The following is a 26,335-nucleotide window of genomic DNA, read 5'->3' as shown; positions in this document are numbered from 1 at the left end:
CGCTGAGTGAGAGTCGCGCGGCGGCCGCGGCCGGGCGGACGGTGTCATCATCCTGTGATGACAGCAACGAGGCCGGTCGCGCTGGTGACCGGGGCGAGCCGGGGCATCGGCCGGCGGACGGCGCTGGCGCTGGCCGCCGCCGGGCACGACGTCGCGTTCACCGCGCGGACCGTCGCCGAGGGCGAGGGCCGGATCCCGCCGAGGCAGGGCGCCGGGGCGGAGATCCCCGTCCCGGGCAGCCTGGAGCGGACGCGGTCGGAGATAGAGGCGCTCGGCGCGCGCGCCCTGCCGGTGCGCATGGATCTGCTCGACCGGGAGAGCGTCCGGGCCGCGGCGCGGACCGTCCTGGACGCGTGGGGGCGCGTCGACGTCCTGGTCAACAACGCGGTGGCGCACGTTCCCGGCACCCACGAGAGGTTCCTCGACCTCGACGTGGACGTGGCGGAGCGGCTGACCGCCGGCAACTACCTGAACCAGCTCGTCCTGCTCCAGGCCGTCGTCCCGGCGATGGTCGAGCAGGGCGGCGGGACGATCGTGAACCTGTGCTCGGGATCGGCCACCAGCGACCCGCCGGCGCCGCCCGGCGAGGGCGGGTGGGGCGTGGCGTACTCGGCGTCCAAGGCGGCGTTCGGACGGCTGGCCGGCGCGGTCAACGCCGAGTACCGGCAGCGCGGGATCCGCGCGTACAACCTCGACCCCGGTTTCGTGGTCACCGACGCGGGCGCCGCGCGCGGCGGGATCGACGCGCTCAAGGGCGAGGGCTTCGAGGCGACGCCGGAGGAGGCCCCGGGCGCGGCCGTCGCCTGGCTGGTCGCGCACCCGGAGGCCGCGGAGAGGTTCCTCGGCCGCGTCATCTGGACGCCCAAGCTCGTCGCCGATCTCGGGCTCCTGGACTGACCCAGGGCTCCTGGGACGGCCAGGTTGGAGAGCGCGCCGTGGTCGTGAAGGCGCTGACGACCACGGCGCGCCGTACTCGGGGCGGGGGGTGAAGGGTCAGAACGCTCAGATCATGGAGCGCATCGGGCCCTGCGGGGGCTCGATGTCCAGGTCCGTCAGGGCGGAGACGTGGTAGACGGAGCCGGGCACGTGGATCGCGTGGGCGAGGCCGACGTGCGCGTCCCGCCAGAACCGCTGGATCGGGTTGTCGGTGCGCATCGCGTTGCCGCCCGACCGGACGACGATCTCGTTCATCGCGTGCACGGCCCGCCACGCGGCGCGCACCTGGGTGCGGCGGCCCGCGGCGCGCTCGGCGAACGTCGGGACGTGCCCGGCGGCGACCATGTCGTACATCCGCGAGCAGTTGTCGAGCAGCGCCGTCCTGGACGCCTTGATCTCCTCGGCGGCCTCGCTGATCGCGTACAGCACGTACGGGTCGTCCTTGATCTTCGTGCCGGTGATCTGGACGCGGTTGCGCTGGTAGGCCAGGTGGTGGTGCAGCGCGCCCTCGGCGATGCCGATCACCGCGGAGGTGATGCCGAGCGGGAACACGCAGGAGAACGGCATCAGGTAGGACGGGTTGGTCAGCCCGGCCTCGCGCGGCGCGGACCCGTCGACGACCTTGGAATACTCCAGCGTCCGGTACGTCGGGACGAACGCGTCCTTGACGATGATGTCCTTGCTGCCGGTCCCCTTCAGCCCGGCGACGTCCCACGAGTCCTCGACGATCTCGTAGTCGGAGCGGGGCAGGATCAGGTGCAGCGACTGCGGCGGCATCACCATCTTGCCCTCGTCGTCGCCGAGCATCCCGCCGAGGAAGATCCAGTCGCAGTGGTCGGTGCCGGAGGAGAACTGCCAGCGGCCGTTGAAGATGTAGCCGCCGTCGACCGGGCGGGCGATGCCCATCGGCGCGTACGGGGACGCGATCCAGGTGTCGGGGTCCTCGCCCCAGACCTCCTCGCGGACCTTCGGGTCGGCGTAGGCCATCTCCCACGGGTGGACGCCGACGATGCCGGCGATCCAGCCGGTGGAGCCGTCCAGGGACGCGATGCCCATGACCGTCTCGGCGAACTCGCGGGGGTGCGCCTCCAGGCCGCCGTGGGCCTCCGGCTGGAGCAGCCGGATGGCGCCGGCCTCGCGCAGGATCGACGCGGCCTTGTCGTCCAGCCGGCCGAGGGCCTCGTTGGCCGGCCCCAGGTCGCGGATCTGCTCCGCCCTCTCCATGATCGTGTCAAGCACGCGGTTCGCCATCGCCTGTCTCCCGTGATGTGTTTCAGCCGTCGTAGGTGATCTTCAGCCGGTCGGTGACCGGCCTCGCCTGACAGGCGAGGATGAGGCCGTCGGCGAGATCCTGCTCGTCGAGGACCGTGTTGGCGTCCAGGGTGACCTCGCCCTCCAGCCGGATGCAGGCGCAGGCCGAGCAGTTGCCCTCCCGGCAGGAGAACGGGGCGTCGACGCCGGCGCGCAGCAGCGCGTCGAGCAGGCGCTCCGACTTCGCCCAGGGGACGGTGCGGGTCTCCCCGTCCATCTCGACCTCGACCTCGCCCGCGTCCCCGGTGTCCTCGGGGGCCTCCTCGGGCTCCTCGAACGGGTCGGTCTCCAGCGAGAAGAAGCGCTCCACGTGGACGCGGACGCCGAGGTCGGTGAAGGTGCCGGTGACGAGGTCCATGAAGACCTCCGGCCCGCACACGAACGCCTGCCGCCCGGTGTAGGGCGCGGCCAGGGACCGCAGGACGGCCGGGGTCGGCAGCCCCTGCACCGACTCCAGCAGGTGGACGACCGTCAGCCGGTCGGGGTGCCGCTCGGTCAGCTCCCGCAGCTCCGCCGCGAAGATCACCGAGTTCTCGTCGCGGTTCGCGTACAGCAGCGCGACCTTCCCGGACCCGCCGGCCAGGCACGACTTCAGGATCGACATCACCGGGGTGATGCCGCTGCCGCCCGCGACGAGCAGCAGGTCCTCGTCCAGCGACGCCGGGGTGAACGTGCCCGCCGGGCGCAGCACCTCCAGCACGTCGCCTGCGGTGACGTTGTCGCAGATCCAGTTGGACCCGAGACCGCCCGCGACCCGCTTGACCGTGACCTTCAGCCGGTCGTCGGTGAGCGGCGAGCTGCACAGCGAGTAGCACCGCGCCGCCCAGCCGTCCTCCGCCGGGACCCGGACCGTGAGGAACTGCCCCGGGCGGTAGCCGAACCGGTCCCGGTCGCCCTCGGCGGGTTCGAGGACGAGGGAGTGCGCGTCGGCCGTCTCGCGGACGACCTCCACCACCCGCGCCTTCAGAGCCGTCATGACCGTCCCGCGGCCTTTCCTGCGGCGTGCCGCGCCGCGATGTAGCCGAACACGATGGACGGGCCGATCGTCGCGCCGGGACCGGCGTACTCGTTGCCCATCACCGACGCCGACGAGTTGCCCGTCACGTACAGGCCCTCGATGACCGAGCCGTCCTCGCGCAGGACGCGGGCGTGCTCGTCGGACACGAGGCCGCCCTTGGTGCCGAGGTCGCCGACCTCCATCCGGAAGCCGTAGTACGGGCCGCCCTCGATGACGTCCAGGTTCGGGTTCTTCAGGTTGGGGTCGCCGTAGTAGCGGTCGTAGGCGGAGTCGCCGCGGCCGAACTCGGCGTCCTTGCCCGCGCGCGCGTAGCCGTTGAACGTCTGGACGGTCTCGGTCAGCGCGTCCGCCGGGACGCCGATCTTGCCGGCCAGCTCGGCGATCGAGTCGGCCTTGAACGCGATGCCCGCGTCGTAGAACGCCTTCGGGATCGGCGCGCCCGGCAGGATCTGCGCGAACGGGTAGCGGGCGCGGGCCTTGGCGTCCATCACGAACCAGCACGGGACGTGCCCGCCCTCGAGCTGGTCGTGCACGAAGTTGACGTAGGGCGCCGACTCGTTGGTGAACCGGCGGCCGTCCTGCCCGACGATCAGCGACCGCGGGATGCACCGCTCCGACAGCAGCGGGATCACCGCGCCGGCGGGGTGCCGGACCGCCGGCATCCACCAGGCGTCGTCCATCAGGTCGAGGGCGCCGCCGACGCTCGCGCCGGCGCGGATGCCGTCGCCGGTGTTCTCGCGGGCGCCCATCGCGAAGTCCTCCTGGCCGCCCTTCGGGAGGTACTTGTCGCGCATCTCCTGGTTGTGGTCGAACCCGCCCGTCGCGAGCAGGACGCCCTTGCGGCCGCGGATCCGCACCGTGGCGCCGTCGCGGGTCGCGACGATCCCGGTGACGCGGCCGTCCTCGTCCGTGACCAGCTCGGTCATGGTGGTCTTCAGCCAGAGCGGGATCCCGGCGTCCTTGAGCGCCATCCGGAGCCGCGCGGCGAGGGCCCGGCCGCCGGTCGACATGTGCCGGCGGCGCACCATGTTGGACGAGACGCGCCACGCCGCGACCAGCGACGCGCGCCGCCCGGCCCAGGTGCGCTTGGCCATCGCGAGGTCGTGGTAGTCCTTCGCGGTGATCCACAGGCCGAGCGGGCCCTTCATGCTGTTCGGCCGCTGGTACTTCTCGTCCTCGCCGAGCTTGCGGGTGTCGAACGGCTTGGCCTCGATGGACCGGCCCAGCGGGCGGCCGCCCTCGTACTCGGGGTGGTAGTCGGAGTAGCCCTTCGTCCAGAAGAACTTCATCCACTTGCTCTTGCCGATGAGCTCCATCGCGGCGGGGCCGTTGTCGATGAAGGCGTCCAGCCGCTCCCCCGGGACGCGGCCCTGGGTGAGCGCGTCGAGGTAGCTGCGGATGGACTCGCGGCTGTCGTTGTGGCCGTGCGCCTTCAGCGTCGGGTTGTTCGGGATCCAGATGCCGCCGCCGGACACGGCGGTGGAGCCGCCGAACCGCTTGCCCTTCTCGACGATCAGCGACGACATGCCGACATCGTGCGCGGTGAGCGCGGCGGTCATCCCGCCGCCGCCGCTGCCGACGATGACGAGGTCGTACTCGTGATCCCACTCCTGGGCCGCGGCGCTCATCCCTGCTCCTTCGTCGTCAGGAACGCGAGGACGGCGCTCTCCCAGGCGGCCTTCTGCTCGATCATCACCCAGTGCCCGCAGTTCGGGAAGATGTTCACCTGGACGTCGGGGATCGTCCGCATGGGGATGAGCGCCATGTCGACGGGGCTGACCCGGTCGTCCCGGCCCCACGTGATGAGGGTCTTGGCCTTGAGCTTGTGGAGCATCGCCCAGTAGGGCGGCTCGTCGGACGCGGCCATCGCCTTGGCGCGGGCGGCCATCGCCTTCGACCCGTACATGCGGCGCGCGGCGGCGAGGGTCTCGGGGTCGGTGGCCTGCTGCCAGCGCTCCTCGATCATCTCCTCGGTGACGATCCGCGGGTTGTAGACCATCGAGTGCAGCCACCGGACGAGGCGCTCGCGGCTCGGCTCGTCGGTGAACTCCATCAGCAGCTTGATGCCCTCGCCGGGCGACGGGCTGAAGACGTTCCGGCCGATGCCGCCGATCGTGACGAGGCGGCCGACCCGGTCGGGGTGCCGCAGCGCCACCTGGGCGCCGATGATCCCGCCCATGGAGTTGCCGATCACGTCGACCTGGGACAGGCCGAGGCCGTCCAGGAAGCGGACGACCGCACCGCCGGCCGCCATCATGGGGTGCTCGTCGGTGGGGTCACTGACCCCGAACCCGGGGAACTCCAGGACCAGGCACCGGAAGTGCTCGGCGAACCGGGCGAGGTTGCCGCGGAAGTTGCGCCAGCCGGTCACGCCGGGACCGGACCCGTGCAGCATCAGCAGCGGCGGGCCGTCGCCGGCCTCGTGGTAGCGCAGGACGCCCCGGTCGGTGGCGAGCTCGCGCAACGTCGACTCGTAGGTCAGCTCCGCAGGCATGATCTCCCAGTCCTTCGACGGTGGCTTGACGTGAACGTATTTCCGGTCGGGGCAAGGTCACCCCGCGGATCCCGATCAGCGGGACGCGGGTCTCGGCGGGGCCCCCGGGGGCCCGTCCGGCGGGGGCTTCCACTCATCGGGATCGGTGCGCGCCGGCCGCCCGGGGCATGCCTACGTTCGGCCTCGACCGGTGCCGGAGACGGCACCGCACCACCCTGCTTGTCGGACTTTGCCGCGTATGGGGCATTGTTCACGGACATGTTGTTGTTGAACCTGGACGTCGACGACCAGGGACGCTGACCGGGCCCCGTCCCGCCCACCGAGCCCCGAGGGGAACAGATGCCAGCCGAGCCAGCGCTGACCGCAGACACCGGCCGCACGCCCTCCGACGCCGCCGCGCCGGACCCGGCGGAGTTCCGCAAGGCCATGGCGGAGTTCGCGACCGGGGTCACCGTGATCACCGCGTGCGAGGGCGGCGAGCCGGTCGGGTTCGCCTGCCAGTCGTTCGCCTCGGTGTCCCTGGAACCGCCGCTGATCCTGTTCTGCGCGGACAAGCGCGGCCGGTCCTGGCCGCGGATCCGCGCGGCCGGGCACTTCTGCGTCAACGTCCTCGGCGAGGAGCAGCGCGATCTGTGCGAGCGCTTCGGTTCCAGCCGGGGGACCAAGTTCGAGGGCCTGGACTGGGGCGTGTCCGCCTGGGGCGCCCCCACGCTGCCGGACGTCCTGCTGGCCGTGCACGCCGTCGTCCACGACGTCCACGAGGCCGGCGACCACGAGGTGGTGATCGGGCGGGTGCTCCAGGTGGAGCGGCACGACGTCCGGGACGGCGAGTGGCGGCGGCCGATGGTGTTCTTCCGCAGCCGGTTCGGCGTCGGCGAGCCGGACGCGCCGATCGCGCCGGACCCCTGGGGCCTCCGCGACCGGTGGGGCTGGGGCTGAACCCCGCCCCAGGCTCCCGCGCCGCCCGCCTCCCGCCGCCGCGTCACATCCGGCCGCCGCTCACATCCAGTCGCCTCGCCCGTCCACGGCGAGCAGCCGGTTCATCGTCTCCGGCGACCAGGTCGGCGCGCCGTCCGCACGGCGGGCCGCGCGCCGGCCGCGCGGGCGGTCCGCGCCGGGCGCCGAGCCGGGGAAGAGGATCTGGGACGTCTCGCGGGCGGCGGTGACCACCAGCGGGGCGACGTTCTCCAGCGGGGTGCGGATGTCGCCGACCAGCGAGATGCCGGCGACCGGGCCCTCGGCGCTGCGGATCGCGGCGGCCACGCAGGCGATGCCGGGGAACGACTCGCCGCGCTCGAACGCCAGCCCGCGGCGCTGCCGGATGCGGTGCAGCTCCTGGTGCAGCGTCCCGAGTTCGCCGATCGTCCGGTTGGTGAACCGGGTGATCTCCGGGCCGAGCAGCGCGTCGACCTGCTCGGGCTCCAGCCAGGCCAGCATCGCCTTGCCGAGCGCGGTGCAGTGCGCCGGGGCGCGCCCGCCGACCCGCGAGGGCACCGAGGTGGCGAGGCGCCCGCCGAGCTTGTCCAGGTAGAAGACCTCGGCGCCGTCCAGCACGGCCAGGTGCGCGACGAGCCCGGTGGTGATCTGCAGCTCGTGCAGCAGCGGCGCCGCCGCCTCGCGGATCTTGCCGTGCCCGCCGTCCTGCCCGCCGAGGCCGAGGGCGCGCTGGCCGAGGCCGTAGCCGAACGAATGGTGCGCGAGCCAGCGCTGCCGGACGAGCTGGTCCAGGATGCGGTGCGCGGTCGAGCGCGGCAGCCGGGTGCGGCGGGCGACGTCCTCCAGGGTCAGCCGGGCGGTGGGCCCGTTGAACGCGTCCAGGATGAGCGTCATCCGCTCGATCATGGACGGCGGCGACTCCCGCCGCGCGCCGCCCGTCTCCGGACCCGTCAGCCCCTCCGCTGCCATGGCCTCCGGCGCCGCTACCTCGCGGATCATCGCCTCGGTCATCGCACCTCCCCAGAACCCGACTGAAATGAATTCTTGTTACCTGGAATGTAGCAACCGCTTGTTGCCATGGGAAGACCCCACATAAGTCCAGGTCAGCGAAGTTCAGTAGGTGAGATCCGCAGCCTGGGGCACCACGGAGGCCGTGATAGAACGTTTTCCTGCCGTGGAGGGGAGCAACGATGCGTGTCGGTATCGTCACGCCGGTGGTGGCGCAGCCGCCGCCCGGCAACGCCGCGTGGGAGCGGGACGCGGGGATCGAGGAGATCGCCCGGATCGCGGAGGCGGCCGACCGCCTCGGGTACCACCACGTCACCTGCAGCGAGCACGTCGCCGTCCCGGCGGAGGCGGCCGAGCAGCGCGGCGGCGTCTACTGGGACCCGCTGGCCACGTTCGGCTACCTCGCCGCCCGGACGTCCCGGATCCGGCTCGCCACCCAGGTCCTGGTGCTCGGCTACCACCACCCGCTGGCCATCGCCAAGCGGTACGGGACGCTCGACCGGGTGAGCGGCGGTCGGCTCGTGCTCGGGCTCGGCGTCGGCAGCCTGGAGGAGGAGTTCGACCTGCTGGGCGCGCCCTTCGAGGGTCGCGGCGCGCGCGCAGACGACGCCCTCGCCGCGCTCCGGGCCGCCCTCGGGCGGCGCGTCCCCGAGTACCACGGCCCTCACTACGACTTCGAGGGCATGGTCGTGGAGCCGCACGCCGTCCAGGAGCGGATGCCGCTGTGGATCGGCGGCCGGTCGGGGCGCTCCCTGCGCCGCGCCCTGACCGCCGACGGCTGGGTCCCGTTCGGGCTGCCGCTGCGGACGCTCGCGTCGATGCTCGCCGACGCCGACGTCCCGCCCGGGTTCGACGTGGTGCTGGCCCCGTCCCGCCTGCTCGACCCGCTGGGCGACCCGGACGCCGCCGGGACCGCCCTGGCCCGCCTCCGCGAGGCGGGCGCCACCATCGCGGGCGTCAAGTTCGCGTCGTCGTCCGCCGACCACTACTGCGAGCAGCTCGCCGCCCTGCGCGAGCTGTCCGGCGCCTACGGGCTGACCTTCGAGGAGAAGCTGTGACCGTCGAGGACCGCCTGGCCGCCCTGGAGGACCGCCTGCGCGCGCTGGAGGACGAGCGGGAGATCACCCGGCTGATCCTGTCCTACGGCCCGCTCGTCGACAGCGGCTGCGCCGCCGACGTCGCCGCCCTGTGGGAGGAGGACGGCGTCTACGACGTCGACGAGATCTTCATGGCGGGCGCGGCCGAGATCGAGGCGATGGTCCGGTCCGGCAACCACCAGCGCTGGATCTCCGGCGGCTGCGCCCACTTCGTCGGCCCGCCGCACGTCACCGTGGACGGCGACGAGGCCACCGCCGTCGGCTACACCCTGATGATCGTCAACCGGGACGGGTTCGTGCTGCGCCGAGCCACCGCCAACCACTGGCGGCTGCGCCGCACCGACCGCGGCTGGCGCGCCGTCAAGCGCACCAACCGCGTCCTGGACGGGCGCGAGGAGTCCCCCGACCTCCTCGCCTCCCACTTCCCGACCGCCGTCCGCCACCGCTGACCGGTCGGCCTCGCGGGTTTGCGAAAGCAAGGGGAGTAACTTAAAGTAGCGAGTCGTTCACACAAGGGAGCATTGCCGAAGAGGCGCCTGAGCTATACTTGAGGTCAATCGAACATATGTTCGACATACTGGGAGAGGTGATCCGCGAGTGGGCGGCGCGCAATCCCCTTCCCGAGGACGAGCTGGGCGGCGTCGACGATCTCGCCGATGAGATGGAGAGCTTCTCCGAGCGTCGCGCCGAGGCGACTCGTCGCCTGCTGGAAGAGTGATGCCGGCCTACGTGGCCGCTCATGAAAAGCGCTCTGGAGGACCGCACGGGCGTCCTGGACGAGGAGCTGCTCACCCAGGTCCAGGGACGCCTCGCGCAGTACCTCGGGCTCCTCGGCTGAGCCCGCGGCCGGGTCAGGGGCGGGGGGTGCCGCCGCCGAACCATTCGCCGGCGGTGCGGCCCCGCCCGGCGGCGTCCGCGGAACCGGTGGGCCCGCCGGGGCTCGCGGGGGCGGACGGCTGCGGGCGGTCGCGGCGGGCCGCCAGGCGCTCCTGGAGCTGGGCCTCGACGCGCATCTCGTCCTCGCTGGGCGCCATCGCGATGATCACCAGCAGGATCGTCGCGACCGCGCCGACGCCGCCGACGAGCGGGAGCAGGAAGTCGGTCGGCTCGACGCCGCCCGAGGGGGCGCCGTGCGCGTGCTCGTGCAGCGTGACGCGCATGGCGGCCATGCCGGTGTAGTGCATGCCGGTCACCGCCACGCCCATGATCAGCGCGGCGCCGGCGGTCGGCAGCAGGCCGCGGACCTTGAGCGCGAACCACAGCGCCGCCGTGGCCGCGACCAGTGCGATCACCACCGACAGCGCGACCAGGGCGGGCTGGTAGCCGATCTCGCCGCCCATCTTCATCGCCGTCATGCCGGTGTAGTGCATGCTCGCGACGCCGATGCCGGTGAGCACGCCGCCCGTGACGATCGCGGGCACGCCGTCCCCCGCGAAGCCGACGATGAACAGCCCGATCGCGACGACCACGATCGCGGTGGCGCAGCTCAGCAGGGTGAGCGGCACGTCGTAGCGGATCTCGGTGTTCGGGATGCTGAAGCCGAGCATCGCGATGAAGTGCATGACCCAGATCCCGGTGCCGCCGATCGCCAGCGCCGCCAGGCCGAGCCACGACGCCCGCGAGCGGCCGGTCGTGGCCCGCGCCCGCGCGGTGCACAGCAGCCCGAGCAGCGAGCCGACGAAGGACATGAGATAGGCGGCCACGGGTGTGACCAGGCCGTAGGAGAAGTGGTGGACCTCCGTCATGAAACCCCCCGGAACGTTCCAAATGATGATCGTCGCATCATGGCACGCTGACCAGCGGAGATCACAGGGCTCCCGGCGAAAAACCGAGCGGGATTCCGGCCGAAGCCGGACGCGCGGGGGGCCTGGGGGGAAGCGCCCGCGGGGGCCGCGTCCAGAGGGGCGTCAGGGGGTGACGGCCATGACGGCCAGCACGCGGGCGGCCAGGTCGCGGTCTCCCGAGACGGTCACGGAGGCGTCGCCGGGGGCGCAGCGTCCCGCCGTCAGCCGGACGTAGCTCTCCCAGTCCATGGCCAGCTCGGCGGTGGGCGAGTCGGGCGACGCCCAGGCGCCGCGGCCGTCCGCGCCGACCTCGACGGCCACCTGGAAGTCGGGCGGCCCGGAGATCGCGAGCGCGACGGACTCCCCCGGCGCCGCCTTCGCGCGGCGGGCGAGCAGGAACGGCAGGGCGGCGCTGAGCAGGTCCCAGAAGCAGCGCGCCGCCGGGGCGTCGAGGTTGCCGGGACGGCCGGTCGCGCGGCGGACGTCCTGCTCGTGCGTCCAGCAGTCCATGGCCCGGAACTCCATGAAGCGGGAGTACGGGCCCTCCTGGCCGTCCGGGCACATGACGATGCGGTCGGGGTCCTTCGACGGCAGCTCGGCCAGGCGGCGGTCGAGGGCGTCCGCCAGCTCCTCCGCCACGGCCGGGCCCGGCACCGGGCGCCGCACGTGGACCTGTGCCTCCAGGACCCGGGCGAAGTCGCCGTGGACGTGCTCGAACTCGGGGACCTCGATCTCGGGCGCGGGTTCGCCGAGCAGGCTCAGCTCGACGCCGACCATGTGGGAGAACTGGTCCTTGACCGTCCAGCCGGGGCAGTCGGTGGGGCGGTCCCAGTCGTCGTCGCCGAGCGTCGCGGCCAGCGCGAGGGAGGAGCGGATCGTCTGCTCGTAGGCGGCGGTGTTGGCCCGCATCGCGTCGTTCGTGATCGCGTCGTTCATGTCGGCCCTCCATCGGCCGCCGGGCCCCGCGGCCGGGCGGCGAACCTCGCGACGATGATGGCACAGCGGGCGTTCACCCCCTGGCGGAGACCGCCCCGGCCGGTGAACGCGAACGGCCGGCCAGGGAGGGACCTGGCCGGCCGGACGTTCCGAGTCAGGCGTTGAGGGCGTTGCCGATGATGGAGGCGTAGGCGGCCTCACCCCTGGCGTTCGGGTGGAGCGGGGCGGCCGGGTTGAGGGGGACGTAGCCCTCCACCCACCGCTTGGACGCGGACTGGCACCCGTCGTGGCCGACGCTGGGCGTGACCAGGTCGATGTAGGTCGCGCCGTGGGCGTTCGCCTGAGTGCGGATGACATCGTTCATGGCGTTGACGGCGCCCTGGAGGAAGTTGGCGTCGGTCGGCAGGACGGGCTGGAGGGGCCAGCAGCCGTTCGGCTTGATGTAGAGGCCGTAGCCGGTCACGACGATCCGGGCCTGCGGGGAGCGGGCGCGGATGCCGTCCAGGACGGCGCTGAGGCGCGGGCCCAGGTCCTGCGTGCGCTGCGCGACCTCGGCCTCGAACTCGCCCTTGCAGGGGGTGGCGGTGGGGTCGAGGTTGATGCAGTCCTGGGCGACGCCGACCAGGCCGACGTCGTTGCCACCGATGGTGAGGGTGACAAGGGTGGTGGAGGCCGTCAGCGCGTCGAACTGGGGCGGGACGGTGCCGGTGTCTACGCCCGCGACGCTCGTGCTCTGCGACTCGGTCATGTGCCTGCTCTTCGCGCCGCTGCAGGTGACGTCGCGGAGGTTCGCGCCCAGCGCCCTGGCGAGCTCGTGCGGGTAGTTGTGGGTGGACCGCCCGCACCCGATCGGGCCGGTGATGTCGGGGATGAGCGGCCCCGAGGCCATCGAGTCGCCCAGGGCGACGTACTCCACCGCGGCCGCCTGGGCGGGGGATGCGACGAGGGCCGTGCCCGCGATGACGAGCGCGCCGACCATGCCGTGCAACAGACGCTTCATGCCAACTCCCGGCGTCATGGACGATGTCGCCGTGATCGTCCAGAATCTGGACAGTCCGTTCAATTGGCGTGAAAACAGACTCTTGCGGGAGCCGTTGTGACGCGGGACAACACGACGCGGGGCGGCACGGCCCGGGACGGCACGACGCGGGACGGCACGGCGCGGGACGGCACGGCGCGGGACGGCACGGCGCGGGACGGCACGGCGCTGTGCGTGGCGGGGCGGCCGATGGCGGCGCATCTGCGGGCCCGCACCCCGCGGCTGACCCGGCGCGTCGTCGCGCGGCTGCTCGCCGAGCTGCCCGTCTACGCGGAGCTGCCGCAGGAGGAGGTCGCCGGGGACATCGCGGGGATCGTCCAGCACAGCCTCCGGCAGTTCGCGGACGTGCTGGAGCGCCGCCGCCCCGCCGTGCCGGAGGAGTTCGGCGGGCAGCGCGACTCGGCCGCGCAGCGGGCGGAGGAGGAGGTGCCGCTGGACGCCATCCTCAGCGCCTACCAGATCGGCGCGGCGATGGCCTGGGAGGAGCTGACCGCCGGGGCGCGGCCGTCCGACCTGCCCGACCTCCAGGAGGCGCTCGGCTACTTCCTGCACTTCCAGCGGCTGCTGATCTCCGCGGTCAGCTCGGCCTACCTGGAGGTCCGGCAGATCATCGACAGCCAGGAGCACGGCGGGCGGCACGCGCTGATGACGGCGCTGCTCGGCGGGGACACCGCCGGGCACCGCCCGGCGCGCCGCTACGCGGTGCTGACGCTGGCGTTCGCGCCGCACCCGGACGAGGCGGGCCCGGGCCAGCGCGCCCGGATCGCGGCCCGGCGCAAGATCCGCCGGATCCGGACGGTGCTGGACGAGGTCGCCGACGAGCCCGCGCTCACCGCCCTGGACAGCGCGGGCGGGACGGCCCTGCTGCCGTTCTCGGCCGGCTGGGACGCCCTGCGCGACCTGGTGGCGCGGGCCGCGAAGGCCGCCGACACCGACGTCACGGCGGCGGCGGAGATCACCGGCCCCACCGGGGTCCCCGCCGCCGCCATGCGGACCGCCGAGGTGATGGACCTGGTCCGCCGGGCGGGCCGCCCGCCCGGCCTGTACCGGCTCGCGGACGTCCTGCTCGACTACCAGCTGAGCCGGCCGAGCGGCGCGCTCCCCGGGCTCGCCGCCCTGCTGGCGCCGCTCGACCGCAAGCCGGAGCTGCTGCGCACGCTGGAGCGGTACCTGGAGTGCGACCTGGACCGGCGGGCGACGGGCGCGGCGCTGCACGTCCACCCGAACACGGTGGCCTACCGCGTCCGCCGGATCAGCGCGCTGACCGGGCTCGACCCGGCCCGGCCGAGCGAACTGCAGCTACTGAACGCGGCGCTGGTCGCCCGCCGGTCCCTGTATTAGCGCGACCCGCACCAGTGGGGCGCGGCCCGAGGGCTCACCGCCGGGGCCAGCGCGGGTCGAGGATGTCGAACTGGTGCGGCAGCCCCAGCGCGTACCGGATCTTGTCGTTGGCCTTGAACGGCGTCCAGAGCGGCTGCTCGTAGAGCTCGTGGACGTCACACCGGCTCGCGTTGGAGCCCGCCGCGTCCAGCAGCGCGTTGACGGCCTGCCGGCCGCCCTGGTTGGCGCCCTCCATCGTGGTGACGTTGATCGGCGTCTTCACCCAGTCCCCCGCGAGGAACAGGTTCGGGATCTTCGTCTTGGAGCTCGGGCGCAGCTTCCACGACCCCGGCTGCTGGATGAACAGCGGGGTGTCGTTGGTGACGCCGCCCTTGCCGTTCGGGACGATCGCCGGGTCGAGGAACCAGGAGTGCAGGTCGGCGTCGGTGACCTGCACCCCGGTGTCGTTGAGGTGGGCCTTGATCTGCCGCCAGGTCTCCGCGGCGATCTCGTTCGGCAGGCAGTCGGTCGCCCGCTTCCTGTTGAAGGTGCCCGGGGTGAACCAGTCGGAGATGATCGAGGACAGGCAGTCCTGGACGGTGCCGTCCCCGTAGGTGGAGAAGTCCCGCTTCCAGAACTGCTCCTGGCTGATGGACGTGACCGCCCACGACGAGTCGCCGTAGTTCACGTGGCCGGCGGCCAGCGGCAGCTTCTTCTTGAGGAAGAACTGCAGGCCGGTCATCCAGTCGGTGCGCAGCCCCTTGATCCCCGCCAGCGACGGGTCGGCGCTCAGCACGGCGTCGCTCAGCAGGCCGGTGACCCGCTCGCAGGGCATGGCGACCACGAACCAGTCGGCGGAGATCGGCGACTTGCCCTTGACTCCGGCGGACGTGATCCGCCCGCCCGAGACGCCCAGTGAGGTGACCTCGTACCCGACGTTGAACTTGACGCCGAGGTCGCGCAGGTGCGCGATCCACGGGTCGAGCCACATCTCGGACGAGGAGCCGTTGAGCACCCGGTCGACCGACCCGCCGGGCTCGTTGCCGAGCCCGAGGATGCTCCACACGGTGGCCTCGCCGACCATCGCGATCGAGTGGGTGCTCGCGTCCTTGGACTTGGTGGCGGCGAGGTTGCGGATCGTGCCGTCGGCGATGAACTTGTTGTACTCGTCGGAGAACCAGCCGGCGCGGATGTAGTCGGCCCAGGTGATGTTCTCCCACTGGCCGAGCTTGCGCTCGTCGCAGCTGGTGACGTAGACGAGGAGCTTCTCCGCGGCGAACGCGGCCTCGGTCAGCGACAGCCGGGCGATCGTCTGGAGCCCGGAGGTGATCGTGGCGAGGAAGCTGGCGGTGTCGTAGATCCGCGACCCCGGGGGCAGCGGGAACGGGAACGGGATCGTGAGGTCGGGCCGTCCCTGCCGCGACATCATGTACGCGTCGGCGCGGACCAGGTTGTTCCAGGTCCCCTTGGAGTTCCCGGGGAACGGCGTGCGCCGCATGGTGTCGGTGAGGTTGAAGTAGAACCCGGGGAAGAAGCGGAACCCGTGCTCGCCGGGGAGGTCGAGCCGGCCGCCCGTGCCGGTGCCCGGCGGGAAGATGCTGCGCGCCTTGCCGCCGAGGGCGGTGCGCTCGTAGACCTCGACCTCGAAGCCGCGCTCGATCAGCTCGTGCGCCGCGGTGAGACCGGCCACGCCGGCGCCGAGGACGGCGACCCGCCGCCCGGCGGCGGCCTTCGCGGGGACCGGCCCCATGGCCATCGCGCCCGCGGTGGCGGCGCCCACCACGCCCGCGTCTCGGAGGAACCTTCTGCGTGTCGTCACGGTGACCTCCCGTGCCAGGCCCCCGACCCAATAAGTGCTGGGTTACTTGTAACACGCTATTAGCACACTGCCAATAAAGACGGCACACTGGATCTGCCCCACCCAGAAAATCGCTCAAAACAGGACAGACCGAAACAAGCCGGGCCCATCGTGGGACCCGGCGCGGGGCGCGGGGCTCAGCCCGCGATCACACCGTGCTCGGTGCGGAGGTGGTGGTTGAGCGTGGCGAGCTCGAGATGCGGCTCGTTGCAGCGAACGCACGACCACACGCCGCTCGGAACGGTGTAGCTGTGCTTCGCGGCGTCGTCGCGCGCGCAGAGCGTGATGTAGGTCTGGACGAGGCGTCGCCACGTCCGCCGGACCGCCGATGACATTCCCGTCCCCCTCCGGGCCGAACCTTCCAGATCGACCCAGGATAAGGCAACGGGAATGTCAAGGCGAAACGCCGGTGACCGGCGAACTCACTGGCCGATCTTCACCCCCGGTTCGCCGTGCCGGTACTCCAGCGGCCGCACGCCGCGACCGCCCGGGATGTTGCCGCCGGCGCGGTACTTGCCGGTGGGCAGGATCGTCCGGCCGTAGGTGTTCTCCATCATCAGCGCGGCCGCCGCGTACAGCGAGATGACCGCGGTGGCGACGAACAGCCAGCCGCCGACGTCCAGCGCCCAGTTGGACGGTGTCCAGAAGCCGGCCGCCGTGAAGCCCGAGCCCACGGCCAGGCATGCCAGCAGCAGCGCCAGCACGATGTTCTCACCGAGCGCCGCCAGCGCCCCCAGTCCGGTGATCACCGCCAGGGCGATGAACCAGAACGCGAAGCCTTGACTGGCCGTGCCGAGCACTGGTGCGAGTGCCACCGGCGCGGCGCCGATGCTGACCAGCCCGAACAGCAGGCCCCAGGCGATCCAGAACGCGCCCCACATGCAGTGCATGGCGGTCGCGAGACCGTCCCGGGCGCGGTAGCCCCACAGCCCCGCGAGGAACTGGGCGAGGCCGCCGAACAGCAGCACGAACGGCCACAGGATCAGCGGGGTGGCGGCGGTGCCGTACCAGCCCGCCTGCCAGGCGCCCACCATCATGGTCGCGCCGGCGAGGCCGAACAGCCCGAGGATGGACGGAGCCGCGATGGGCTGGAGCATCACCCGCGTCCGGTCCTCCCAGAGCGCGTGCTCGCCCGGCTCGTTGGCCCCCCGGCCCGGTGCCGCCGAGGCGGCGCCCGGAGCGGGGGCGGCGGCGTCCTGGGCGGGCGTCGGTGGTGCGGAGCGCTCGCCGGACATCGGCGATTGCCCGTGCTCTCTTCGCCTTGCCATGAGATCCCTCCTCCGGAATCGGAGAGCTGTAGAACCCCTCCTAACCGTGGTTTGAGCAGTCAAACTGCCACGAAGCGGGATAGAAGGGATAAGCCGGGCGGATGGCGCCACGTTTACCGGATCTCGACGCGGGCATGGTGTCTGGTTGACCTTCTGGCGCGTCGCGGGGCGGCCCTAGCGGCGGCGGAGGGCCACGTGCCGGAGGGGGGCCGCGCGTCTCCGGAGGGCGGTGCGCCGGACGGGGCCAGGGTCAGCCGCGGGGGCGGCAGTGGATCGCCAGGCCCGGAGTCGCGTCCCAGCCGATCAGCCTGAACAGCCGGTCGAGGTGCGCCGGGACCGCGTGCAGGACGAGCATGCGCCCGTGCTCGTGCAGATCCCGGGCCGCGAGGTTGAAAGCGCGCAGACCGGCAACGTCCATGAAGGCGACCGCGGCCAGGTCGACGTGGAGGTCGCCCGGCACGCGCGCCTGGGCGGCGTGCAGGGCGGCGCCGACGTCCGGCGCGTTGGAGACGTCGATCTCGCCGGCCATCCGGAGCCAGGGCGAGGACGAGGCGGAGGCGATGTGCAGGAGCGGCGTGTCGAGTTCGACGACGTCGCAGCGGGGCGCCTCGCCGGGCCGGGGAGCCGGGTGCTCCCCGGAGCCGGGCCCGCCGTCGCCGCCGCTGATCCGCCAGATCGTCATGTCGTTGCGCACCTCGCCCATGGACGGGGCGCCGCTACCGTGCGCGGCCCCGTGTATGTCAGGCTCTCACCTGTCGGCACGTTATGAACCCAACCGGGCGGATTTCATGGACGAGAAGGCCATTCTGGAACGTATCAACGAGTTCATCGAGGAGGAGCACGGCCTGCGTGAGGCGCACGAGCGGGGCGAGACGAGCGGCGCCGAGGCGCAGGACCGGCTGCGGCGGCTGGAGGTCGCGCTCGACCAGTGCTGGGACCTGCTGCGCCAGCGCCGGGCCCGGCTCGCGGCGGGGCAGAACCCGGACGACGCCGGGGTCCGCCCCGCCGGAGAGGTCGAGGGCTACCTGCAGTAGCCCGGATCCGGGGGACCTGATCAGCGGTGCCGGATCAGCGGTGCCGGATCACGGGACCATCCAGGCGAGCACGCCGGTCGACTGGAGGCCCGACAGCAGGCACATCCCGGCGAGGAACAGCAGGCTCCACAGCACGACGCGGCGGAAGATGTCGCCCTCGCGGCCGTCCAGGCCCACGGCGGCCGCCGCGATGGCGAGGTTCTGCGGCGACACCATCTTGCCGAGGACGCCGCCGGAGCTGTTGGTCGCGGCCATCAGCACCGGCGACAGGTCCGCCTTGTTCGCCGCCGTCACCTGGAGCGCGCCGAACAGCGAGTTGGACGAGGTGTCCGACCCCGTCACCGCCGTGCCGAGCCAGCCGAGGACCGGCGACAGCAGCGCGAACGCGCCGCCCGCCCCGGCCATCCAGGTACCGAGCGTGACGGTCTGCCCGGACGCGTTCATCACGAACGCCAGCGCCAGCACCGCCATCACCGTGATGATCGCCCACTTGAGCTGGACGAGCGTCGTCCAGTAGGCGCGCAGGGCCTTGCCGAGGCCGACACCGAGCGCGGCCATGGTGATCAGCCCGGCGACGAGCATCTGCGTGCCGGGCGTCGTCAGGTAGTTGAACGTGAAGGTCGGCAGGGTGAGCGGCTTCCCGGTCGGGCCGGTGAGGTCCAGGCCGGGCCACGAGAACGTCCGGGTGGCCTTGTCGAGCTGCTCCTTGACCTGGTCGATCTGGCAGATCACGAAAACCGCGATGATGATCGCGTAGGGGGCGTAGGCGCGGGCGACCTCGGCGCGCGAGTCCGGCTCGCCGCCCTTCTCGACGCGGGCGGCGAACTCGGGGGTGGGCTCGTCGGCGGCGCCGCCGGCGACCGGGGCGGGCCGGGCCGCCGGCCGCGGGCGCAGCCGCACGGCGAGCACGACCGCGGCGGCCGAGACCAGGGACGCGACCACGTCGGCGAGCGGCACCGAGATGAAGTTGGCGGTGACGTACTGCGCGAGCCCGAACGCGGCGCCGCACAGCAGCGCGGTCGGCCAGGTCTCCCGCAGGCCGCGCCGCCCGTCCACGATGGCGACGAGCACGAGCGGGACGAACACCGCGAGGATCGGGGTCTGCCGCCCGACCATGGCGCCGAGCGTGTCGCTGGACTCCCCCGTGACCTTGCCGAGGGTGAGGATCGGCGTCGCCATCGCGCCGAACGCGACCGGGGCGGTGTTCGCGGTGAGGGCGAGGACGGCGGCCTTGATCGGCTGGAAGCCGAGCGCGATCAGCATGACGGAGGTGACCGCGACCGGCGTGCCGAAGCCCGCGAGGGCCTCCAGCAGCGCGCCGAAGGAGAACGCGATCAGCACGGCCTGGAGCCGGTGGTCGTCGCTGACCTGCGCGAACGAGCGGCGGAGCACGTCGAAGTGCCCGGTGGTGACGGTGATGTTGTAGACCCAGAGCGCGTTGATGACGATCCACAGGATCGGATAGAAGCCGAACGCGGCGCCCTCGGTGCCGGCCAGGAGCGCCTGGCCGGCGGGCATGCCGTAGGCCCAGATCGCGACGGCCAGGGAGACGGCCAGCGCGATGAGGGACGCGAGCCACGCGCGCATGCGGACGCCGCCGAGCAGGACGAACAGCACGGCGAGCGGCAGCGCGGCGACCAGTGAACTCCAGCCGAGCGAGTCGGCGACGGGATCGAGGACCTGCTGGTACACGGCGACCACCTCGCGGTAGGGAGCGCCCCCGAGCAGATGATCGATACCCAGCAGCGTGACGTAGATCACCTTGATAGTGAACTTTTCAACTGGTCAAGCCCGGTCAGGGCCTTCCCCGCCGGTCAGAGCCGGTGAAGTCAGAGCCGGTGAAGTCAGGTGGTGAAAGGGTTCAGAGGTGGTGGAGCAGTTTCGGCGGGGTGACGGGCAGGTCGCGGACGCGGATGCCGGTCGCGTGGTGGACGGCGTTGCCGACGGCCGCGGCGGCGCCCACGATCCCGATCTCGCCGATGCCCTTGGCGCCCATCGGGTTCAGGTGCGGGTCGGACTCCTCCAGCCACACCGCCTCGATGTCGCGCACGTCCGCGCAGGCCGGGACGTGGTACTGGGCGAGGTCCCGGTTGAGGTAGTCGCCGAACTCGGGGTCCATGACGCTCTCCTCCATCAGCGCCATGCCGATGCCCATCGTCATGCCGCCGATGAACTGGGAGCGGGCGGTCGTCGGGTTGATGATCCGCCCGGCGGCGAACACGCCGAGCATGCGCCGCACGCGGGTCTCGCCGGTGTCGGCGTCCACCTCGACCTCGGCGAACTGCGCGCCGAACGCGTGCCGCGCGTACTCGTCCCGCCCGTCGACCTCCTCGCTGGTGTCCACGGACGCCTCCAACCCCTCAGGCGGCACTTCGCCGTGCCCTGTGTGGGGGGACGACCCCCCACTCCCCCCGGAAACCACGCCGTTGAGCTTCCCTCGCAGGGCCTCACACGCGCGCACGACGGCCGTCCCCCAGCTCGCCGTCCCGGCCGAGCCGCCCGCGACCGACGCGCGCGGGAACGAGCTGTCGCCGATCTCGACCCTGACGTGGTCGAGGTCGGACTTGAGCGTCTCGGCGGCGATCAGCGAGAGGGCGGTGCGGGCGCCGGTGCCGATGTCGGCGGCGGCGATCCGGACGGTGAACGTCCCGTCGGGCTCAGCGCGCGCCGTCGCCCGGTTGGGCCGCAGGTAGGCGGGATAGGTGGCCGCGGCGACGCCGGTACCGATCAGCTTGCGCCCCTCCCGGCGGACGCCGGGGGTGGGGTCGCGGTGCTCCCAGCCGAACCGGTCGGCGCCCTCCCGCAGGCACGCGACCAGGTTGCGGGAGCTGAACGGCAGGCCGCTGTCGGGCTCGCGGTCGGTGTCGTTGCGGACGCGCAGCTCGACGGGGTCGATGCCGGCGGCGACGGCCAGCTCGTCCATCGCCGATTCGAGCGCGTACATGCCGGGCGTCTCGCCCGGGGCGCGCATCCAGGACGGTGTGGGCACGTCCAGGCGCACCACGCGGTGGGACGTGCGGCGATGCGGTGCCCGGTACATGACGCGGGTGGGCGTGGCGGTCTGCTCGGCGAACTCGCGGAGCGTGGAGGTCTGCTCGAACACGTCGTGCAGGACGGCGTTCAGCCGGCCGTTCTCGTCGCAGCCGAGCCGCATCCGCTGGATGGTCGGCGTGCGGTAGCCGGTCGTGGCGAACATCTGCTGCCTGGGGACGGCGAACTTCACGGGACGCCCTGCGGCGCGCGCGCACATCGCCGCGAGCACCACGCTCGGTCTGGGCTGCCCTTTGGAGCCGAATCCGCCGCCCACGTGAGGCGACACCACGCGCACCTGGGACGGCTCCAGGCCGAATATCTTCGCGATGGTGGCCTGCACGGCCGACGCGCCCTGCGTGGAGTCGTAGAGGGTGAGGGAGCCGTCGTCGTTCCACTGGGCGAGCGTGGTGTGCGGCTCCATCGGGTTGTTGTGCTCGGCCGGGGTCCTGTAGGTGACGTCCACACGGACGGCCGACCTGCCGAACGCGTCCTCGGGGTCGCCTTGCTCGGTGTCGGTGGGGAACGCGGGGTTCACCTTGTCCGGCTTGTAGAGGCCGGGGTGGTCGGTGCGGAGCGTGAAGTCGGGTCGCTCTTCCGCGTACTCGACCTTGACCAGGCGGGCCGCCTCCCGCGCCGTTTCGAGGGTCTCGCCGACCACCGCCGCGACGAACTGGCCCCGGTAGGCGACGGTCCGCGACTGGAACAGGGCCAGTTCGCCATCGGAGGTGTCACTGAGCGCCGGGGCGTTCTCGCAGGACAGGACGGCGATGACACCGGGCATCCGCAGCGCGGCCTCGGTGTCGACCGACCTGACCTCGCCCTTGCCCACGCTCGCCTGCACGGCCGAGGCGTAGGCGACGTTCTCGATCTGGTACTCGAACGCGTACCGTGCACGTCCGGTGACCTTCTCGCGGCTCTCCAAGCGCTCGGTCATGATTCCCCCGTTCCCGCGAGTTCCGCCAGCGTCCGGACGATGAGGTTGCGGGCGAGCGGCACCTTGTAGCCGTTGTCGCGCAGCGGCTCCGCGGCCTCCAGTTCCGCCTCGGCGGCGCGCTGGAACGCCTCCTCGGTCGCCTCGGCGCCGCGCAGCGCCTCCTCGGCGCGCCAGGCCCGCCAGGGTTTGTGGGCGACGCCGCCCAGGGCCAGCCGGACGTCGTGCACGAGGCCGTCCCGCACGTCCAGGGCCGCCGCTATGGAGACGAGCGCGAACGCGAACGACGCGCGCTCCCGGACCTTGCGGTACCGCGACGGCATACCGAGCGCGGGAACTTCTATGGCGGTGATGAGGTCGCCGTCCTCCAGGGTGGTGTCACGCTGCGGTTCGTCACCGGGTAGCCGGTGGAGGTCTTCGATGGGGATGGTCCGCTCCCCCGCGCGCCCCCTGATGCGTATGGACGCGTTCAGCGCGGCCAGTGCCACCGCCATGTCGGACGGGTGCGTCGCCACGCATGCCGGGGAGTGCCCCAGGATCGCCAGGTTGTGGTGCTCGCCTTCCCTGGCCGGGCACCCGCTCCCCGGGTTCCGCTTGTTGCACGGCTTGGCCGTGTCCTGGAAGTACGAGCACCGCGTGCGCTGAAGGAGGTTGCCGCCGACGGTGGCCAGATTGCGGATCTGCCCGGACGCCCCCATGAGGACGGCCTGCGCCAGCACCTGGTGCCCTTCCCGGACGGTCGGGTCGGCGGCGAGGTCGCTGTTGCTCACCGCCGCGCCGATGACGAGGCTCCCGTCCGGGCGCAGCTCGACCTCGCCGTACGGCAGGTGCGCGACGTCCACGACCCGGCCCGGCTCCTCGACGCCGAGACGCATCAGATCCACGAGGTTGGTCCCGCCGCCCAAGTAGACGGCTCCGCCGTTGTGCCGTTCCAGGGCGTCCTCGGCGCTGGTGGCGCGCTCGTAGGTGAAGGGCCTCATGTCTGCGCCGCCTCCCTCGCCCTAGCGGCGGCGGCCTGCCGCACCGCGGCGACGATGTGCGCGTAGGCGCCGCACCGGCACAGGTTGCCGCTCATCCGCTCGCGGAGCTCGTCGTCGTCCAGGACGGGATCGGACCCCAGGTCCCCGGTCACGGCACTGGGCCAGCCGCGTTCGGCCTCCGCGAGGACGGCCGTGGCCGAGCAGAGCTGCCCCGGCGTGCAGTACCCGCACTGGAAGGCGTCCTGCTCGATGAAGGCTTCCTGGACGGGGCTCAGCCGCCCGTCCTCTTCGAGCCCCTCGACCGTGACGATGTCGGCCCCGTCGTGGGCCACGGCCAGCGCCAGGCACCCGTTCGCCCGGCGGCCGTCCAGCAGGATCGTGCAGGCGCCGCACTGGCCGTGGTCGCAGCCCTTCTTGGACCCCGTCAACCCGAGGTCTTCCCGCAGGACGTCCAGCAGGGACGCGCGGGTGTCGACGGTCAGCCGGTGCTCCGTGCCGTTCACGACCAGGGTGATGTCGGCGTGCATTGGCGTGTCCATGCTGCGGCCCCTACCCGGAACCGCCGGGGTGAGTCGCGCCCCGCCGGGCCCGCGGACGCCCCCTACCGTGTCAATCCCTACCGTCGATCCCTACCGTCAATCGCCGGAGTCGGAGAGTATCTCCACCACCTGCCGGGCCGTGTCGGACGGCAGCGGCGGCGGCAGCCCCCGCCACTTGCGGGACGCGGCGAACGCCGCCGCGCCCGCCCCGCCGCCGTACACCGCCGCCGCGACGAACGACGCCAGCTCGGGCGGCAGCTTCTTCTCCAGCAGCAGCACGTTCATCCGGTAGGTCGCGGCGGTCGCGAGCACCCCGAAGGCGCCGGCCACGGCCCCGAGCCGCACCGCCGGGACGCGCCGCCGCGCCTTCTCCGCCATCTCCCGCTGCGCGGCGTCGACCACCCGCCGGGCGAGCTCCAGGTTCTGCTCCAGCGAGCCGCCGACCTCCGCGGGTTCGCTCGACTCCGTCATGACCTCCGGCTTACCCGCGGAAGGGCGAAGAATTCCGGAGAGCAAAGTGTCACCCTCGGTCACTTGGTGATTGCACTAGGTTTCCTAGCCGGACCACGCCCCGGAGCCGACAGAGAGGCCGGTCGATGCAACCGTTCGAGCTGCCCGACTTCTACGTCCCGTATCCCGCCCGGCTGAACCCGCACCTGGAGGGCGCGCGGAAGCACACGATGCGGTGGGCCCGCGAGATGAAGATGCTGGACGACGACCGGGACCCCGGCACCCCCGACATCTGGGACGAGCCGGCGCTCGAGGCGATGGACTACGCGCTCCTGTGCGCCTACACCCATCCCGACTGCGACGGCCCCGAGCTCGACCTCATCACCGACTGGTACGTCTGGGTGTTCTACTTCGACGACCACTTCCTCGAAGTGTTCAAGAAGACCCAGGACCAGGAGGGCGCGCGCGCCTACCTCGACCGCCTGCCGCTGTTCATGTCGCTCGATCCGCCCGAGGCGACGAACGCCGTCGAGCGCGGCCTGGCCGACCTGTGGGCGCGGACCGTCCCGGCCAAGTCCGACGCCTGGCGCGAGCGCTTCTCGGTGAGCACCGTGAACCTGCTGCGCGAGTCGCTGTGGGAGCTGTCCAACATCAGCACCGGGCGCGTCCCGAACCCGGTCGAGTACATCGAGATGCGGCGCAAGGTGGGCGGCGCGCCCTGGTCGGCCGACCTCGCCGAGCACGCCGCCGGGGTCGAGATCCCCGAACGCGTCGTCGGGACGCGGCCGCTCCGCGTGCTGAAGGACACCTTCTCCGACGGCGTCCACCTGCGCAACGACATCTTCTCCTACCAGCGCGAGACCGAGTCCGAGGGCGAGGTCAACAACTGCGTGCTGGTGATGGAGCGGTTCCTCGGCGTCGCGCCGCAGATCGCCGCGAACACGGTGAACGACCTGCTCACCTCGCGGCTCCGGCAGTTCGAGAACACCGCGCTCACCGAGCTGCCGCACATCGTCGCCGACCACGCGCTCGACCCGGCCGAGCAGGCGAGCGTGGCCGCCTACGTCAAGGCCCTCCAGGACTGGCAGTCCGGCGGCCAGGAGTGGCACATGCGCTCCAGCCGCTACATGAACAAGAAGTCGCTGGGGATGTCGGCGGCGCGCATCCCGGCGCTGCTGAAGTCGGCGCGGATCAGCCTGCCGCACGTCCCGTTCCAGAAGGTCGGGCCGACGCCGCTGCCGGACTTCGACATCCCGTACCCGCCGCGCGTGAACCCGCACCGCGAGGCCGCCGGGCGCAACGTCGTCACGTGGGCCCGCGAGATGGGCATGTTCTCGCCCCATCCGCGGCTGCCGGTCTCGGTGTGGTCCGCCGAGCGGCTCACCGGGATGGCGCTGGAGGTCTGCGCGGCGTCGCTGAACCCGGACGCGAGCGCCGAGGGACTCGACCTCGCCACCCAGTGGCTGGCGTTCGGCACCTACGGCGACGACTTCTTCCCCGCCATCTACAACCGCGACCGCGACATGGCCGGGGCGAAGCTGTTCAACGCCCGCGCCGCGAGCTTCATGCCGCTGGACTGCGGCTCCACTCCCCCGCCGGAGAACGCCTTCGAGGCCGCCCTCGCCGACCTGTGGCCGCGCACCGCCCTGCCCATGGACGACCGGGGCCGCCGCGAGTTCCGCGCCGCCGTCGAGCACATGGTGGAGAGCTGGGTCTGGGAGCTGAACAACCACCTCCAGTCCCGCATCCCCGACCCGGTCGACTACGTCGAGATGCGGCGGCACACGTTCGGGTCGGAGATGACGATGGCGCTGTGCCGGATCGACCACTCCCACGAGATCCCGCCCGAGGTGTTCGCCAGCCGCACCCTCCGCGAGATCGACGTGTCGGTGATGGACGTCGCCTGCCTGCTGAACGACTGCTTCTCCTACCAGAAGGAGATCGAGTACGAGGGCGAGCTGAACAACGGCGTCCTCGCCATCGAGAACTTCTTCGGCTGCGGGCGCGACGAGGCGCTGCCGATCGTCAACGACCTCATCACGTCCCGGCGCCGCCAGTTCGAGCACCTGGTCGCCCACGAGCTCCCGGCGCTCGCCGACGACCTCGACCTGGACGCCACGGCCCGCGCGTCCCTGGACGCCTACGTCGGCGAGCTCCGCGACTGGATGGCCGGCATCCTCAAGTGGCACCGCGAGACCGACCGCTACGACGAGCGCGGCCCGGTCCTGCCGAAGCCGGGGGGCATCGGTACGTCGGCGTTCTACCTGTTCAGCCGGGGCGGCCTCGGGAACCCCGTGTCCCCGTGACCGGCCCCGTGACCGGCCCCGTGCTCAGCAATGTGACCCGCCCCGCGACCGGCGCGG

At 72.2% G+C, this 26,335-nt stretch carries 25 protein-coding genes; 8 read left to right on the top strand and 17 right to left on the bottom strand.

The features are described 5' to 3' along the window. Positions 1-57 precede the first annotated feature (57 nt). On the top strand, positions 58-897 hold the full coding sequence (locus CHF16_RS30830; protein WP_089329668.1) for an SDR family NAD(P)-dependent oxidoreductase: 840 nt from the start codon (positions 58-60) through the stop codon (positions 895-897). Positions 898-1,002: 105 nt separating this feature from the next. On the opposite strand, the gene CHF16_RS30825 is transcribed toward CHF16_RS30830, so the two are convergent. From CHF16_RS30825 to CHF16_RS30810, 4 genes are read right to left on the bottom strand one after another with little or no spacing between them, the layout of a single operon-like run. Next, on the bottom strand, positions 1,003-2,187 hold the full coding sequence (locus CHF16_RS30825; protein WP_089329667.1) for an acyl-CoA dehydrogenase family protein: 1,185 nt from the start codon (positions 2,185-2,187) through the stop codon (positions 1,003-1,005). A 22-nt stretch (positions 2,188-2,209) separates the two neighbouring features. Further along, positions 2,210-3,223, bottom strand: a complete 1,014-nt coding sequence (locus CHF16_RS30820) for a ferredoxin--NADP reductase (RefSeq protein ID WP_089329666.1) — start codon at positions 3,221-3,223, stop codon at positions 2,210-2,212. After that, positions 3,220-4,893, bottom strand: a complete 1,674-nt coding sequence (locus CHF16_RS30815) for an FAD-binding protein (protein ID WP_089329665.1) — start codon at positions 4,891-4,893, stop codon at positions 3,220-3,222. The genes CHF16_RS30820 and CHF16_RS30815 overlap by 4 nt, the downstream gene beginning before the upstream one ends. Then, positions 4,890-5,759 (bottom strand): alpha/beta fold hydrolase, encoded by an 870-nt coding sequence (locus CHF16_RS30810; protein ID WP_089329664.1) that lies wholly within the window; start codon positions 5,757-5,759, stop codon positions 4,890-4,892. Before CHF16_RS30810 ends, CHF16_RS30815 begins: the two co-directional genes overlap by 4 nt. A gap of 339 nt (positions 5,760-6,098) precedes the next feature. On the opposite strand from CHF16_RS30810, the gene CHF16_RS30805 reads away from it, so the two are divergent. Then, complete coding sequence (locus CHF16_RS30805) at positions 6,099-6,698, top strand: flavin reductase family protein (protein WP_089329663.1); 600 nt, start codon at positions 6,099-6,101, stop codon at positions 6,696-6,698. A gap of 60 nt (positions 6,699-6,758) precedes the next feature. Here CHF16_RS30805 and CHF16_RS30800 read toward each other — a convergent pair whose 3' ends face one another. Beyond that, positions 6,759-7,706, bottom strand: coding sequence for an IclR family transcriptional regulator (locus CHF16_RS30800; RefSeq protein WP_245869574.1), 948 nt, complete (start codon positions 7,704-7,706; stop codon positions 6,759-6,761). A 179-nt stretch (positions 7,707-7,885) separates the two neighbouring features. On the opposite strand from CHF16_RS30800, the gene CHF16_RS30795 reads away from it, so the two are divergent. From CHF16_RS30795 to CHF16_RS40535, 3 genes are all read left to right on the top strand, one after another. Beyond that, positions 7,886-8,761 carry a TIGR03619 family F420-dependent LLM class oxidoreductase gene (locus CHF16_RS30795; RefSeq protein ID WP_089329662.1) on the top strand — a complete coding sequence of 292 codons (876 nt, stop codon included), beginning with the start codon at positions 7,886-7,888 and terminating at the stop codon, positions 8,759-8,761. Next, a complete protein-coding gene (locus tag CHF16_RS30790) occupies positions 8,758-9,249 on the top strand; it encodes a nuclear transport factor 2 family protein (protein ID WP_089329661.1) in 492 nt (163 codons plus the stop codon). The genes CHF16_RS30795 and CHF16_RS30790 overlap by 4 nt, the downstream gene beginning before the upstream one ends. Positions 9,250-9,365: 116 nt before the next feature. Continuing rightward, positions 9,366-9,518 (top strand): hypothetical protein, encoded by a 153-nt coding sequence (locus tag CHF16_RS40535; RefSeq protein WP_179271773.1) that lies wholly within the window; start codon positions 9,366-9,368, stop codon positions 9,516-9,518. A gap of 133 nt (positions 9,519-9,651) precedes the next feature. Here the strand turns inward: CHF16_RS40535 and CHF16_RS30785 are convergent, their stop codons facing one another. From CHF16_RS30785 to CHF16_RS30775, 3 genes are all read right to left on the bottom strand, one after another. Then, positions 9,652-10,545, bottom strand: a complete 894-nt coding sequence (locus CHF16_RS30785; protein WP_089329660.1) for an MHYT domain-containing protein — start codon at positions 10,543-10,545, stop codon at positions 9,652-9,654. A 162-nt stretch (positions 10,546-10,707) separates the two neighbouring features. Then, positions 10,708-11,520, bottom strand: coding sequence for a maleylpyruvate isomerase family mycothiol-dependent enzyme (locus CHF16_RS30780; protein ID WP_089329659.1), 813 nt, complete (start codon positions 11,518-11,520; stop codon positions 10,708-10,710). A gap of 154 nt (positions 11,521-11,674) precedes the next feature. Continuing rightward, positions 11,675-12,520 carry an SGNH/GDSL hydrolase family protein gene (locus CHF16_RS30775; protein WP_218826923.1) on the bottom strand — a complete coding sequence of 282 codons (846 nt, stop codon included), beginning with the start codon at positions 12,518-12,520 and terminating at the stop codon, positions 11,675-11,677. A gap of 96 nt (positions 12,521-12,616) precedes the next feature. Between CHF16_RS30775 and CHF16_RS30770 the strand changes: the two genes are divergently transcribed. Beyond that, positions 12,617-13,900, top strand: coding sequence for a PucR family transcriptional regulator (locus tag CHF16_RS30770; RefSeq protein WP_245869571.1), 1,284 nt, complete (start codon positions 12,617-12,619; stop codon positions 13,898-13,900). A gap of 34 nt (positions 13,901-13,934) precedes the next feature. Here CHF16_RS30770 and CHF16_RS30765 read toward each other — a convergent pair whose 3' ends face one another. From CHF16_RS30765 to CHF16_RS30750, 4 genes are all read right to left on the bottom strand, one after another. Next, entirely contained in the window at positions 13,935-15,698 is a 1,764-nt protein-coding gene (locus CHF16_RS30765) for a hydroxysqualene dehydroxylase (protein WP_218826922.1), read from the bottom strand. A 176-nt stretch (positions 15,699-15,874) separates the two neighbouring features. Beyond that, complete coding sequence (locus CHF16_RS30760) at positions 15,875-16,072, bottom strand: hypothetical protein (RefSeq protein ID WP_089329657.1); 198 nt, start codon at positions 16,070-16,072, stop codon at positions 15,875-15,877. A gap of 87 nt (positions 16,073-16,159) precedes the next feature. Then, complete coding sequence (locus CHF16_RS30755) at positions 16,160-17,005, bottom strand: acetate uptake transporter family protein (protein WP_089329656.1); 846 nt, start codon at positions 17,003-17,005, stop codon at positions 16,160-16,162. Positions 17,006-17,255: 250 nt separating this feature from the next. Continuing rightward, positions 17,256-17,708 (bottom strand): STAS domain-containing protein, encoded by a 453-nt coding sequence (locus CHF16_RS30750; RefSeq protein WP_089329655.1) that lies wholly within the window; start codon positions 17,706-17,708, stop codon positions 17,256-17,258. Between the two features lie 85 nt (positions 17,709-17,793). Between CHF16_RS30750 and CHF16_RS30745 the strand changes: the two genes are divergently transcribed. Next, positions 17,794-18,039 carry a DUF2630 family protein gene (locus tag CHF16_RS30745; protein WP_089329654.1) on the top strand — a complete coding sequence of 82 codons (246 nt, stop codon included), beginning with the start codon at positions 17,794-17,796 and terminating at the stop codon, positions 18,037-18,039. Positions 18,040-18,087: 48 nt separating this feature from the next. Here CHF16_RS30745 and CHF16_RS30740 read toward each other — a convergent pair whose 3' ends face one another. From CHF16_RS30740 to CHF16_RS30720, 5 genes are all read right to left on the bottom strand, one after another. After that, entirely contained in the window at positions 18,088-19,800 is a 1,713-nt protein-coding gene (locus CHF16_RS30740) for an L-lactate permease (protein ID WP_245869569.1), read from the bottom strand. Between the two features lie 100 nt (positions 19,801-19,900). After that, on the bottom strand, positions 19,901-22,006 hold the full coding sequence (locus tag CHF16_RS30735; protein ID WP_089329653.1) for a xanthine dehydrogenase family protein molybdopterin-binding subunit: 2,106 nt from the start codon (positions 22,004-22,006) through the stop codon (positions 19,901-19,903). Continuing rightward, a complete protein-coding gene (locus tag CHF16_RS30730; protein WP_089329652.1) occupies positions 22,003-22,983 on the bottom strand; it encodes an FAD binding domain-containing protein in 981 nt (326 codons plus the stop codon). Before CHF16_RS30730 ends, CHF16_RS30735 begins: the two co-directional genes overlap by 4 nt. Next, the gene (locus tag CHF16_RS30725; protein WP_245869567.1) at positions 22,980-23,522 is read right to left on the bottom strand and encodes a 2Fe-2S iron-sulfur cluster-binding protein; all 543 of its coding nucleotides are present in this window, start codon (positions 23,520-23,522) and stop codon (positions 22,980-22,982) included. Before CHF16_RS30725 ends, CHF16_RS30730 begins: the two co-directional genes overlap by 4 nt. Before the next feature lie 96 nt (positions 23,523-23,618). Beyond that, a complete protein-coding gene (locus CHF16_RS30720; RefSeq protein ID WP_089329650.1) occupies positions 23,619-23,993 on the bottom strand; it encodes a phage holin family protein in 375 nt (124 codons plus the stop codon). Positions 23,994-24,118: 125 nt separating this feature from the next. Between CHF16_RS30720 and CHF16_RS30715 the strand changes: the two genes are divergently transcribed. Next, positions 24,119-26,278, top strand: coding sequence for a terpene synthase family protein (locus CHF16_RS30715; RefSeq protein WP_089329649.1), 2,160 nt, complete (start codon positions 24,119-24,121; stop codon positions 26,276-26,278). Positions 26,279-26,335 lie beyond the last annotated feature (57 nt).

Source organism: Actinomadura meyerae (assembly GCF_900188445.1).
Taxonomy (GTDB): domain Bacteria; phylum Actinomycetota; class Actinomycetes; order Streptosporangiales; family Streptosporangiaceae; genus Spirillospora; species Spirillospora meyerae.
The sequence above is the reverse complement of the archived record's forward strand: the minus strand, read 5'-3'. Positions and strand labels throughout refer to the sequence as shown.

What these genes read in the sequence shown, in the direction of transcription:
- CHF16_RS30795 (WP_089329662.1), top strand. Translation starts at nt 7,886, where the DNA reads ATGCGTGTCGGTATCGTCACGCCGGTGGTGGCGCAGCCGCCGCCCGGC.
- CHF16_RS30805 (WP_089329663.1), top strand. Translation starts at nt 6,099, where the DNA reads ATGCCAGCCGAGCCAGCGCTGACCGCAGACACCGGCCGCACGCCCTCC.
- CHF16_RS30720 (WP_089329650.1), bottom strand. Translation starts at nt 23,993, where the DNA reads ATGACGGAGTCGAGCGAACCCGCGGAGGTCGGCGGCTCGCTGGAGCAG.
- CHF16_RS30810 (WP_089329664.1), bottom strand. Translation starts at nt 5,759, where the DNA reads ATGCCTGCGGAGCTGACCTACGAGTCGACGTTGCGCGAGCTCGCCACC.
- CHF16_RS30830 (WP_089329668.1), top strand. Translation starts at nt 58, where the DNA reads ATGACAGCAACGAGGCCGGTCGCGCTGGTGACCGGGGCGAGCCGGGGC.
- CHF16_RS30800 (WP_245869574.1), bottom strand. Translation starts at nt 7,706, where the DNA reads ATGACCGAGGCGATGATCCGCGAGGTAGCGGCGCCGGAGGCCATGGCA.
- CHF16_RS30715 (WP_089329649.1), top strand. Translation starts at nt 24,119, where the DNA reads ATGCAACCGTTCGAGCTGCCCGACTTCTACGTCCCGTATCCCGCCCGG.
- CHF16_RS30760 (WP_089329657.1), bottom strand. Translation starts at nt 16,072, where the DNA reads ATGTCATCGGCGGTCCGGCGGACGTGGCGACGCCTCGTCCAGACCTAC.
- CHF16_RS30785 (WP_089329660.1), bottom strand. Translation starts at nt 10,545, where the DNA reads ATGACGGAGGTCCACCACTTCTCCTACGGCCTGGTCACACCCGTGGCC.
- CHF16_RS30730 (WP_089329652.1), bottom strand. Translation starts at nt 22,983, where the DNA reads ATGAGGCCCTTCACCTACGAGCGCGCCACCAGCGCCGAGGACGCCCTG.
- CHF16_RS30780 (WP_089329659.1), bottom strand. Translation starts at nt 11,520, where the DNA reads ATGAACGACGCGATCACGAACGACGCGATGCGGGCCAACACCGCCGCC.
- CHF16_RS30775 (WP_218826923.1), bottom strand. Translation starts at nt 12,520, where the DNA reads ATGAAGCGTCTGTTGCACGGCATGGTCGGCGCGCTCGTCATCGCGGGC.
- CHF16_RS30725 (WP_245869567.1), bottom strand. Translation starts at nt 23,522, where the DNA reads ATGGACACGCCAATGCACGCCGACATCACCCTGGTCGTGAACGGCACG.
- CHF16_RS30750 (WP_089329655.1), bottom strand. Translation starts at nt 17,708, where the DNA reads ATGGGCGAGGTGCGCAACGACATGACGATCTGGCGGATCAGCGGCGGC.
- CHF16_RS30815 (WP_089329665.1), bottom strand. Translation starts at nt 4,893, where the DNA reads ATGAGCGCCGCGGCCCAGGAGTGGGATCACGAGTACGACCTCGTCATC.
- CHF16_RS40535 (WP_179271773.1), top strand. Translation starts at nt 9,366, where the DNA reads ATGTTCGACATACTGGGAGAGGTGATCCGCGAGTGGGCGGCGCGCAAT.
- CHF16_RS30745 (WP_089329654.1), top strand. Translation starts at nt 17,794, where the DNA reads ATGGACGAGAAGGCCATTCTGGAACGTATCAACGAGTTCATCGAGGAG.
- CHF16_RS30825 (WP_089329667.1), bottom strand. Translation starts at nt 2,187, where the DNA reads ATGGCGAACCGCGTGCTTGACACGATCATGGAGAGGGCGGAGCAGATC.
- CHF16_RS30735 (WP_089329653.1), bottom strand. Translation starts at nt 22,006, where the DNA reads ATGACCGAGCGCTTGGAGAGCCGCGAGAAGGTCACCGGACGTGCACGG.
- CHF16_RS30820 (WP_089329666.1), bottom strand. Translation starts at nt 3,223, where the DNA reads ATGACGGCTCTGAAGGCGCGGGTGGTGGAGGTCGTCCGCGAGACGGCC.
- CHF16_RS30755 (WP_089329656.1), bottom strand. Translation starts at nt 17,005, where the DNA reads ATGGCAAGGCGAAGAGAGCACGGGCAATCGCCGATGTCCGGCGAGCGC.